This window comes from Phaeocystidibacter marisrubri, assembly GCF_008933165.1.
GTDB classification, from domain to species: domain Bacteria; phylum Bacteroidota; class Bacteroidia; order Flavobacteriales; family Schleiferiaceae; genus Phaeocystidibacter; species Phaeocystidibacter marisrubri.
Genome location: NZ_WBVQ01000003.1, coordinates 303,785 through 315,205 on the forward strand (window position 1 = coordinate 303,785; position 11,421 = coordinate 315,205).

Here is an 11,421-nt window from a genome sequence, read left to right on the forward strand (position 1 = left end):
ATAACACGTGCCCGCAATGCCCCATGAACAGTGGAAATGCTATGAATGCCGAACATTTCTGTAGGTTGTTTCTGACCTTTAGCTATACATTGTGTGGAGAAAAAGTCGGCGAGAATTAACGTCCTCTTGACGTGTCGCGCTCGTCATTCCACTCAAAAATGTACTCGGGTTCAGTGGCTGTTGGATCTTCTTTTCCCTCGATTAAATCGCGTAATTCCTGACCTTGGCCTTTCCATTCATCACGAATTCCTTCACCTAACAAGGTGCGGTCAATGGTAATAGTAAGATTATCTAGCGGACCCACAATCTTAATAGGGATTTGAGGCTGTTCGCGACTGGATTCTTGAATGAAGTCGGCTAGCTCACGACTTGTTTGTCGACGAGTACCAAGGGCATCCAGCAATTTGAGTTTCAAACTGTAGTCTATGTAATCGTCAAATCGGTGATCTCCTTGTACCCACAATTCAAGGACATTACTCTTTACGGTCATTCCGGGAATGTGAATGTTTTGGTCTGCAATACTCAAGTGGTTTTCGAGCGTAGCAAAGCGCACATCCTTGAGTTCGGATGCATCGGCAAAGCGCGAAAGTTGCTCAAGAGGTGCGTAGTTGACCAATCGGCCTTCTTTGATGGTGAGGTCGGTCTCTGAAATCAAGCTGCTGATTTGTGGCTCCATTTCATCGTTAAAGTAGATGCTGATGGCAAAGTCGGCCTTTACCTTTCCGTAGATATTGTCGGCAGTAAGGCTCTGCTGACCAAAGTTGTTAAACTCGGTAAAGAGCTGATGAATGTCCATATCTTTCAGCGAGCCGCGTGTGGTCAGCTGACTCACCGGGCCGTCAGGATGCCATCGGAATCTCGTGTCCATGGATCCTCCACAAGCTTCGAATTTAAGGTCGGTGGCTACGATATCGCGGCCTTCCGAATAGAACTTGCCCGAAACGTTTCTAGCGGTGAACTCGCGGTGTTCAAATTCTCCCACTTTCAAGTTTACGTTGAAATCGAATCGAAACGGTTCTGCTGTGCTTTCCACTTCTTTGCGATGGTCTAATTGCCAAGCAAAGATGTCGTCTAAGTTGAGGTGATTGGCGGATAAGTTCAAGTTGAACTTCGGCATAGGTGTTTGTCCAAAAATAATGGCGTTTTGGATCACTCCATTTGCTGTAAAATCACTGGAACCTGAGGTGAATTTGAGTTGAACGACTTGAATATTGGCGCCTTCCATTTCGAGTTGAGCACTCAGGTTATTCATGTCAAGACCGGATTCCACCACCTTCAATCGACTATCAGAAAGCACCAAGCTTCCCTTCATGTATGCTGAGGTGAGTCCAGATTTTTGAATGTCGCCAAAGTTGGTGTAGCGTTTTCTAATGTTGAAAGTACCCGAGAGTTTACCCTCGGCAATTTCCCAGAAATCGGTTTCTGCCAAGGTGAGTGCTTCGCGAAAATCCATCTCTATTTCACCTGTAGTCGCAACTGTTGGGGATATGAAGTTTTTGATGTTCAAGTCAGCGGTGAGTAGTCCAGTGGAGGTATTAGCGTGAATGTGTTCGATGCGCAGGTTGGCATCTTCCAATCTGCCGCGAACGCCATTGTCAAAGTGGCCATCAAACTGCAAGTTGCTCAAGTGCAATCCCGATTTTTTCAAATCAAGCTGACCGTTGTTCATGCGGGTGTCTGCGGTGAGGAGAAGCTTTTCGTCTTCGAGGTCCAGTCGAATCGCTAGGTCGAATTGTCCATCGGCATCAACCAGAGATTTATCTGGGATAAACTGACTAGGAATGAGCGTGATAAATTGTCCTAAGTCCAATTCAGACCCATTGAGTTTCCAATGCTGATCGTCCCCTGTCATGGCTCCATTTGCATTGAAGCGGAGGGTTTGAATTTCTACCACTCCATTTTCAATAAAGGTGGAATCAGCAGAAGTTCTAAAATCAATCTCAGCAAAAACGTCTCGCTTGGGAAGCCAGTCTACTTCTTCCATGATGAAAGCGTTCATCCGACCTTTCCATTTAAGGGAAGAGGAGAAGTTTCCGCTTTGAACCATCCCGTGTAAATCCAATTGATCCGCCTCCAAGGAGGTGAATAAATCGGGGGTTTCTATGGAGATGGAGGTGTTGGAGAATTTCACATCGTCCAAGGCGAGTTTGAGTCCGCTTTCCGTGGTATCGGCCGATTCTTTCCAAAAGTGATAGTTGTCGGTGCCATTGGCGTACATGCGGAGTTCAAGGTTTCCATCGTCAAAGGTGATGCCTTTGAGCTCATACTCTGATTGGATCAACTGCCAAAGGTTGAATTCAAAGTAAACGGCCTTGAAATAGAAGAGGGTGTCGTTGGAGGTTGCGGGAATCACTTCCTTGCAAAACACCTCGCCAAAACGGAAGGAAACGTCGGGGAATTGCGAGAAGAAATCCATGCGGATGTCTCCCACTTTCACATCGGCGTCGAGGTATTCATTCACCTGACCCACCAATGCGCCACGAAGTTGCTCTTGGTTGGTGTATAAGTACGCGAACGCACCTCCCAAGAGGATCAATACCGTGATGGTGATGCTGAGTAAAGCACGGAGAAGTCGTTTGAATGGACTTCTCCGTTTTTTCTTCTCGTTTTCCAATGGTCTCTGCTATTGTGAAATTCAATGTGAAATTACAACGTGCAAATAGTGGACCTTATGCGGAGTTGAGATATTTTTCAACGACCTCCCGTTAACGGGTCTTGAGGAAGTTGATTTCGTCAGGACGAAGGAAGCGGTAGTGACCGCGGTTGAGTCCTTTCTTGGTCAATCCAGCAAAAGAAGTGCGGTCGAGCTTTACCACTTCATACCCGAAGCTTTCAAAGATTCGACGAACGATGCGGTTTTTGCCCGAGTGAATTTCTATTCCAATATGTGACTTCGATCTTTCGTCCAGGTAGGAAAGTGCATCTGGTGAAATCACCCCATCTTCCAATTCAACCCCTTTAATAATCGCGTCAAAATCTGCGCGCTTCAGGTTTTTGTCCAATTGTACTTGGTAGATCTTGCGAGCTCCATGTGATGGATGGGTGAGCTTCTTTGCCACGTCACCGTCGTTGGTGAAAAGGATTACACCGGTTGTCGCTCTGTCAAGTCGACCTACCGGATAGATGCGTTCTTTACAAGCAGCACCTACCAATTCCATAACGGTTTTGCGGGCTTTCGGGTCGTCCATGGTCGTGAGGAAACCTTTCGGCTTATTGAGGAGGAGGTAAACCTTCTTCTCGGCCTTGATGGTTTCGCCATTGTAACGCACATCGTCGGTGGTTTTCACCTTCACGCCGAGTTCGGTAATGACTTTTCCATTCACAGTAACTAAGCCCGCCTCGATAAACTTGTCGGCTTCTCTTCTGCTACAAATTCCAGAAATGGAGAGGAAGCGGTTGAGACGCATTTCGTCCTTATTCGGTGCCAAGTTCTCAGCTTGCTTGCGCTTTGGAGCATAGAACTTTTTAGGAGCGTCAGTTGAGTAGGTTCTCCCTTTGCCACCGGACTTCTTTGAGTCTCGGGCCTGCGGTCCTCTCGGATGGCGAGGGGCGTCGTCGTTTCGCTTGTTGCGATCGTTAGCACCACCTCTAGTTGGCCTTTTTCGATTCATTGTATTTCGAATTATTTCAGGCGGCAAAAGTACATATAAGAAATGACGTGACAATCATTCCCTCTCTTTCATTTTCAATCAGTTAAGCACTGGGGTAAAAGGCGTCTACAATATGTCGCAACACAGTGTTTCTTCCCTGATAATGAACGGCAACGATGTCAAATCGACTTTCACCTCGCCAGTCGTTTTCAAAGATGTAGTTCTCGGCGAAGCGAATCATGTGTTGCTCTTTCTGATAGTTGACGAAATCTTCGGGAACGCCATAGGTGTCACTTACTCGAGTTTTCACTTCCACAAATACCAGCATTTCCCCATCCTTCGCCAGAATGTCTAGTTCGTCGTTTTTGATACGAAGGTTTCGGCCAATGATTTCATAGCCCAAAGACTTTAAGTGAGTAGCTGCAAGGTTTTCACCTTCGGATCCGATGTTTTGTTTGGTGTTTTTCATAGTACGTGCTTTCCTTAAAAGTAGAGGAAGGCACTTGAAGACAACGGAATCTCACTGTGCTAATTTTACTCAGGCCGTAGTATGCTTCCACTTTTACCGACGAGCAAGTTGTATGTAGTTCCTAGGATGAGCGCTTCGTTGTCATCTATGTGGCCTGCGCTAAAGTTGAATCCGAGTGGAATTTTGAAGGGAGCAATATGTCGGGCTATGGTTTCAACTGCAGAGCTGCCAAATGGAATGGTGTTGTCGTTCATGTCGGTCATTCCACCCACCACCACAGCGCTGATTTTTTCCCACCAACCGTTTCTGCTAAGGTTGAGCATCATTCGGTCGATGTGGTAGAGGTATTCGTCCAAATCTTCTAAAAAGAGAATACAGTTCCCCAAAGGAGGTTGTGAAGGCGAACCCAGCGTGGAGTAGAGGACAGATAGATTGCCACCCACGAGCACGCCTTTGGCACTGCCGATTTTATTGAGCGCATGAGCCTCTGCTTCAAGCGTACTCGGCGTGCCTGTCCATGCAAGGTACAGGGAGTCCAAAGCTTCCTTGGTATTGGTGGCTACATTGATGGGCATGGTAGAGTGAATACTTGCGTAGCCTTTCGCCTGAAGGAGTCCGTGCAAAGCTGTGATGTCGCTGTAACCTGTAATCCATTTGGGTTGAATGGTGAATTGCGTCCAATCGAGATCATCCAAAATTCTAGCAGTCCCATAGCCGCCACGGGCACACCAAATGGCTTTTGCAGTGGGGTGGTCCAATGCCCATTGAAGAGATTTCCTGCGGATTTCATCTGATCCTGCAAATTGATTTTCTACCTCAAATAGATAAGGGGAGAGTTCTACCTGAAATCCAGATTCGTGTAGCCATTGGATAGCCGGTTCAAGTTCGGAGGATGAAATTTTACGAGCGGTAGAAACGATGACTACCGTATCGTTTTTTCGCAGGGGAGTAGGTTGAATCATGGCGAGAAATCTCGGTGAATGAAATCACTTTTGTAGATAGTCGAAGGTACAAATACAGACTCGTTTCACATCATTCGCAGAACTGGTTTGCACATCGTACTTTTGTGCGACAAATCAGATTCATGCAAGATCCGAAAAGATATACCATCACAGCGGCCCTTCCTTATGCGAATGGGCCTATTCACATTGGGCACTTGGCAGGTTGTTACTTGCCGGCGGACATCTATGTGCGATACCTTCGGTTGAAGGGGAAAGATGTGCAATTCCTGTGCGGTTCAGACGAACACGGGGTGGCCATTACGATCAAAGCCAAGAAAGAGGGGATAACTCCTCAGGAAGTGGTGGATCGATATCACGTGATGATGCGCGATGCTCTCAATGATTTTGGTATTTCCTTCGATCACTACAGCAGAACCAGTAGTGAAATTCACAAGGAGACAGCTTCGGAATTCTTTAAAACCCTTTATGACAAAGGTGTTTTTGATACGAAGAAAACGGAGCAGTACTACGATCCAGAGGCTGATCAGTTTTTGGCCGATCGCTACATCATGGGAACATGTCCGGTTTGTGGTCATGAAGATGCCTATGGTGATCAATGTGAGAGCTGCGGTTCCAGCTTGAACCCCACCGATCTCAAGAACCCTCGTTCAACCCTCAGTGGTGCTCAACCCATTCTGAAGGAGACGACCAATTGGTTCTTGCCATTGGACAAACTCGCTCCGAAAATTCGGACGTTTATCGAGAGCCATAGCGATTGGAAGCCCAATGTTTTTGGTCAGTGTAAGAGCTGGTTGGATGCAGGCGATGGATTGCAGCCTCGATCCATGACCCGCGATTTGGATTGGGGAGTTCCCGTTCCTGTTGAAGGAGGCGAGGGTAAGGTTCTCTACGTTTGGTTTGATGCTCCTATTGGTTACATCAGTGCAACAAAAGAGCACTTAGGTGCCGATTGGGAGAAGTGGTGGAAAGATGAAGATACTCGTCTGATTCACTTTATTGGAAAAGATAATATCGTATTCCACTGCATTATTTTCCCGGCAATTTTGATGGAACACGGCGGATATATTTTGCCAGATCAAGTTCCAGCCAACGAGTTCTTAAATTTGGAAGGAAAGAAGATTTCGACCTCGCGAAACTGGGCCGTTTGGTTACATGAGTACTTGAACGACTTTGAAGGAAAGCAAGACGTTTTGCGTTATGCGCTTGCGGCGAGTATGCCGGAAACGAAGGATAATGATTTCACTTGGGCTGATTTCCAAACGCGCAACAACAGTGAGTTGGTAGCAGTGTTTGGAAACTTCGTCAACCGAGTGATGGTATTGAATAAGAAGTACTACGACGGACAAATTTCTTCCCAAGGTGAATGGAAAGAAATAGATACTCAGACCCTTGCAGAAGTTCGCGAGCACCTTGGAAAATTAGAGACTTCCATTGAAAATTATAAGTTCCGTGAAGCGCTTCAAGCCTTGATGAACGTTGCTCGTGCAGGTAACAAATATCTAGCGGACGAAGAGCCGTGGAAGACGCAAAAGACCGACCCGGTTCGCACGGCTACCGTTATGAATGTGGCTTCACAAATCACGGCAATTCTAGCGGTGGCATCAGAACCTTTCTTGCCGTTTACTTCTGCAGCTATGCGTGAAATGCTCAATTTGAGTGATTCCGCAAATTGGTCGGCCATGCTTCAAAGTGCGCCTATGTTGCCAGAGGGGCACCAGTTGGGAGAATCGAAGCTCCTATTCGAAAAGGTGGAAGATAACCAAGTGGAAGCACAGCTTGAAAAATTAGCGCAAAGTGTTCCTGCTGAAGTGGAGGCGACGGCACCTGCTATTGAACCGGCGAAGGAAGAAGCTACGTATGACGATTTCGTGAAGATGGACCTTCGTGTTGCAACGATTCTCGAGGCAGAGAAAGTGAAGAAGGCGGATAAATTGCTGAAGTTAACCGTGGATACCGGTTTGGATGTTCGCACCGTTGTAAGTGGAATTGCGCTCCACTATGCTCCAGAGGAGGTGGTTGGAAAGCAGGTCTGCTTATTGGCGAATTTGGCTCCTAGAAAAATTCGTGGGGTAGAAAGTAGAGGGATGATTTTGATGGCTGAGGATGAAGATGGTAAATTGGTCTTCGTTCAACCTGGTGAAGCCATTTCTAATGGAATGGTGATTGCTTAAAATTCGTGCTATGAAATATCGTTTTCTCCCTCTCGCTTTAGGTGTAGTTTTATGGGCGTCTTGTTCAAAAGAAGAAGATCCACAGTCATGTAACAACTGCACAGACAGCGGTCGCTATAGTCAAGCACTTTTTACAGAGGTCGAAGTAGATAGTCTTCAATATGACGCTACTCACAACCTTTGGATGAATATTTACACTCCCAAAGACGATTCTGCCACCGATAGACGAGTTGTCTTACTAGCACACGGTGGTGCTTTTGTAAGTGGTAATCGGAACAACCCAGTGATGGTTGATTATGCCACTCGTTTGGCGGAATACGGTTACGTTGCCATTAGCTACGATTACCGACTTGCTTCGAGTCCCTTTATGATGATAGATAGTGTTCAGTCCCTTTATGTAGTGGCAAATGCATTGGCTGACGGGAATACGGTGCTCGAGCAGGTAATTGCCTCACATGCTTCTGGAAATCCGCATGGAATAGATCCTGATAAAATTGCTTTAGCGGGGAATTCCGCGGGAGCGGTTTTGTCGCTTCACATGGGGCATATGGATCAGAATGATGCGGTTTCAACCAATCTTCAAGCGGCTATTGATTCTGCTGGAGGATGGTCGGCAATGCACGATCCAACCAGTTCCAATCGAGTGAAGGCTGTCATTTCTTTGGCCGGGGGTATTGTAAATCCATCTTGGCTGAACGCCAATGGTCCAGAGTTGATCATGGCGCATGGCACTTGGGATAATATTGTTCCTTACGGTTGCGGGCATGTATTGAATAATTCACCATCTGCCATGGAGCTCTGCGGTAGTGAGCCGATCGCTACTCAAGCGGATGCCATTGGCTTGGAGAATGCCTCCTTGATTTTTCCAGAATTACAACATTGTCCTTGGAACAATAGCTCAGCGCTTGCCGATCAGGTGTTTGATTTTCTAACACCAGAGTTGAAGGCAGCAATGGATTGATTCCACGCTTTGTTTCCATGGTGTTGTTGGCCCCGTAGTTCAACGGATAGAATGGAAGTTTCCTAAACTTTAGATGGCAGTTCGATCCTGCCCGGGGCTACTACTTGATACAAGTACTATCATTTCCGAATAAAAGGGATAGCAGGAGGGTATACAGCTTGCTTTCCCTTCATCGCTCGAATGCCATTCCAAACTGTGGCGATGATGTTGGTCAAACTGAGCAGCAAGAGAGGGAGGGCGACATTCTTAATAGCTCCTGCCACTTTTGAAGGTGAAACCTCATTATGCCCGTTGGTTGTTGTAGTCATGTCTTCCATGACACCAGCCAGATATACCCCGGCCACGAAGGGGGTGAGGATTAGTAAAAGCATCCATGTTGCTTGAAAGTTCAACACTGTTTTAGCAGTTTTATCCACGGCTTTGTAGCGACCTCTCTTCGGTAGCCAAATTATCAAAGGAATGAGAAAGCCCAAGAAGGGAAACGCGATGAAGGATAGTGATGACCAAACGATGCTGGCATTCAGCCCGGGGTTTTCTTCCAGTTGGGAGTCGGTTAATTCCTGAATCGAAACTTCAAGGGCGGATGCGATACGAAGCAGGCTGTCGCCTCGTGGTGTCGTTTCATCTGCTTCAATTCGTTGTATGGTTCGAAGGGTTAACCCTGACTTTTCTGCAAGTTGGGATTGCGAAAGTGCGCGATGTTTTCGAATCGATTGAATGGAAGAACCTAGTGATGAATTCATGATGACATGTATTTGCTGCAAACATAGCCAGTAGGGTACTTAGGCGATAAAATAGCTTCTGACATTTATACGACACTTGTGTCAGGCAAGTGTTCATCGCTATAAAACTTCATTGATTTCTGATTTTTAGTATCCCTTTTAGAAGGCGGAGGGCATCTTTTGAAAAAAAATCCTCTGTTTTTGGATTTTTTTTCATCCCGAACAAGTGTAAGTAAATCCAAAAAGGTTTCCATTGAAACAAAGGCTTGTTATTCGTGTAGAAAGACGAGTAGAAGTGTATTTAGAATTGTAGAGATGACACTTTTAATTTGAGGGGTTGTATTAAAAATTAAACAGATTTATACGGCCAGACCCCTCTTTTGTGTAGGGTTGATCTCTGAAAAATGCATAGTTTTATCAGGGAGCCCCCTATTGTGAGCAATGAAAACGAAGAATGTCATACCCTTTACTGTTTTAGCCCTACTCATGGTATTGGCCTTGGTTTATACACCTGCCAGTCCAGTAGAGTCAGCAGTTGAAATGCACGAGTATGACACCGGAGATACCGCTTGGATGTTGATGGCTTCGGCCCTGGTGTTAATCATGACGCCGGGTCTAGCCTTCTTTTATGGCGGTATGGTTCGAAAGAAGAATGTGATTTCCACGATGCTCCAGAGTTTCGCTTCAATGGCCATCATCACGGTATTATGGGTATTTATTGGGTTTAGCTTGGCATTTGGCGATTCTCTTGGGGGCATCATTGGAGATCCATCCACTTTCTTTTTATACAAAGGTGTTTGGGAACATGCGCCAATGTCAACAGCGCCAACTATTCCGCTGGCGCTGTTTTCTTTCTTTCAATTGAAGTTTGCCATTATCACGCCAGCCCTCATCACGGGTGCGTTTGCGGAGCGGATACGGTTTACGTCCTATATGTTATTTATCGTTTTGTTCAGTTTGTTCATTTATGCTCCACTAGCGCATGCTACGTGGCACCCCGACGGCCTTCTATTTAACTGGGGAGTTTTGGATTTCGCCGGAGGGACTGTAGTGCACATCAGCGCTGGTGTAGCCGCACTTGCTTCTGCCATGTACTTAAAGGGCAGGCACGAGCAAGAGCATCAGCCAGCACGTATTACTTACGTGTTGTTAGGCACGGGCTTGCTGTGGTTTGGCTGGTTCGGTTTTAATGCCGGGTCGGCATTTGGAGCCAACAGTTTGGGTGTATTGGCTCTAAGTACAACCACCACAGCAAGCGCTGCTGCCGCCGTAACGTATATCCTGTTCGATGCCATTAGGGGACGAAAGCCGAGCGCGCTTGGCGTTTGTATTGGTGCCGTTGTTGGATTAGTAGCGATTACCCCTGCTGCGGGATTTGTTTCTATCGCCCATTCTCTCGTTATCGGCTTTGCAGCAGCTATTGTTTCGAATATGATGATTGAATGGCGTACCCGCAGTGGCATTGATGATACACTCGACGTTTTCCCTAGTCATGGTGTTGGAGGGATGGTCGGAATGCTCATGACCGGAATTTTTGCTACAGACGGTCTGTATTACGGCCATTCTTCCTTATTTCTAAAAGAGTTAACCGTTCTAGTTGTGGTTTCTGTGCTGGTCTTCAGTGTTACGCTGTTGATGTTGAAGATCACCGACCTCATTGCTCCTATGCGTGTGAGCATTGACGATGAAACCACAGGGTTAGATTTGAGTCAGCACGACGAACGACTTTAACTCACAGTATTAATCGTACCCAACCACGCAATTCTGAGTTGAAGCCCAGGTAGTTTTTGAGTCTACTTGGGCTTTCATTATTCAAAATGGAGGGCGAGAGCCAAGAGAACGTGGTACTCCAAAATAAAAAACGCCACACTTCATTAGTGTGGCGCTTGGTGACCCTATCAGGAATCGAACCTGAATCTTGGGTTCCGGAGTTCTTTCGTTAGAATTTGCTCACCTGTTTATGCGGGCTTCAGAGCATCTAAACGTCTATAAGAATGTAACTACTGGCGCATTAAGTGGCTCGCTTAATGACTGTGAAATGAACATGAAGAGCTTATGTAAATAAAGGGAGTTGTGACCCTACCAGGAATCGAACCTGGATTTTGAGTTCCGGAGACTCACGTACTATCCATTGTACTATAGGGCCTATGAGGACGCCAAAGGTACTAATTGCTCGAGAGATTATACCGAACTATTCAATTCCTTCACTGTGCAACAAATTACTTGTGATCATCTCGCGCACTTTGCGTTGCTGTATCTAAATCTACAATCGATTTACTTGATACAATCCAAGCATCATCTAACCGATTTCCCCTGTTCTTTTCAAATCGCGCATAATTCAAATCAAAGGTTTCATCGACTTTATGAACCTTAATTGATACTGGCGCATCATAATCTGCCGTCACTCCCCCACGTGTACCTCCTTCTCCGTTTTGTTGGAAAATGACAATGAACACCGTGTTTGGGTATTCATTCCGTAGCTCATCAAAACGATGGTTAGGGATGCCAAGCTTTTGCCATGAGTCGATGGCTACAACATCAAATTG

At 46.2% G+C, this 11,421-nt stretch carries 8 protein-coding genes, 2 tRNA genes and 1 pseudogene; 4 read left to right on the forward strand and 7 right to left on the reverse strand.

Annotated features, from left to right (window positions below; genetic code table 11):
- Positions 1-115: 115 nt before the first annotated feature.
- The 4 genes from F8C82_RS14475 to F8C82_RS14490 all read right to left on the reverse strand — a co-directional run bounded on the left by F8C82_RS14475 (position 116) and on the right by F8C82_RS14490 (position 5,021).
- Positions 116-2,614 carry an AsmA-like C-terminal region-containing protein gene (locus F8C82_RS14475; RefSeq protein WP_151694332.1) on the reverse strand — a complete coding sequence of 833 codons (2,499 nt, stop codon included), beginning with the start codon at positions 2,612-2,614 and terminating at the stop codon, positions 116-118.
- A 91-nt stretch (positions 2,615-2,705) separates the two neighbouring features.
- Positions 2,706-3,611 (reverse strand): pseudouridine synthase, encoded by a 906-nt coding sequence (locus F8C82_RS14480; RefSeq protein ID WP_151694333.1) that lies wholly within the window; start codon positions 3,609-3,611, stop codon positions 2,706-2,708.
- An 82-nt stretch (positions 3,612-3,693) separates the two neighbouring features.
- A complete protein-coding gene (locus F8C82_RS14485) occupies positions 3,694-4,059 on the reverse strand; it encodes a YraN family protein (RefSeq protein WP_151694334.1) in 366 nt (121 codons plus the stop codon).
- A 65-nt stretch (positions 4,060-4,124) separates the two neighbouring features.
- Positions 4,125-5,021 (reverse strand): S66 peptidase family protein, encoded by an 897-nt coding sequence (locus F8C82_RS14490; RefSeq protein WP_151694335.1) that lies wholly within the window; start codon positions 5,019-5,021, stop codon positions 4,125-4,127.
- Positions 5,022-5,035: 14 nt separating this feature from the next.
- Between F8C82_RS14490 and metG the strand changes: the two genes are divergently transcribed.
- From metG to F8C82_RS14505, 3 genes are all read left to right on the forward strand, one after another.
- Positions 5,036-7,192 (forward strand): methionine--tRNA ligase, encoded by a 2,157-nt coding sequence (gene metG, locus F8C82_RS14495; protein ID WP_262714056.1) that lies wholly within the window; start codon positions 5,036-5,038, stop codon positions 7,190-7,192.
- A 10-nt stretch (positions 7,193-7,202) separates the two neighbouring features.
- Positions 7,203-8,153, forward strand: a complete 951-nt coding sequence (locus F8C82_RS14500) for an alpha/beta hydrolase (protein ID WP_151694337.1) — start codon at positions 7,203-7,205, stop codon at positions 8,151-8,153.
- Between the two features lie 28 nt (positions 8,154-8,181).
- Positions 8,182-8,253, forward strand: a tRNA-Arg gene (locus F8C82_RS14505).
- 19 nt (positions 8,254-8,272) lie between these two features.
- Here the strand turns inward: F8C82_RS14505 and F8C82_RS14510 are convergent.
- Entirely contained in the window at positions 8,273-8,896 is a 624-nt protein-coding gene (locus tag F8C82_RS14510; RefSeq protein WP_151694338.1) for a helix-turn-helix domain-containing protein, read from the reverse strand.
- Positions 8,897-9,316: 420 nt separating this feature from the next.
- Here F8C82_RS14510 and F8C82_RS14515 point away from each other — a divergent pair, with 420 nt between their 5' ends.
- Positions 9,317-10,606: an ammonium transporter gene (locus F8C82_RS14515; protein WP_151694339.1), complete on the forward strand. Its 1,290-nt coding sequence runs from the start codon at positions 9,317-9,319 to the stop codon at positions 10,604-10,606.
- Between the two features lie 343 nt (positions 10,607-10,949).
- On the opposite strand, the gene F8C82_RS14520 is transcribed toward F8C82_RS14515, so the two are convergent.
- Together F8C82_RS14520 and F8C82_RS14800 are read right to left on the reverse strand one after the other, a co-directional pair.
- Positions 10,950-11,021, reverse strand: a tRNA-Arg gene (locus tag F8C82_RS14520).
- A 73-nt stretch (positions 11,022-11,094) separates the two neighbouring features.
- Positions 11,095-11,421 (reverse strand): annotated as a pseudogene (locus F8C82_RS14800) (antirestriction protein); the annotation flags it as partial.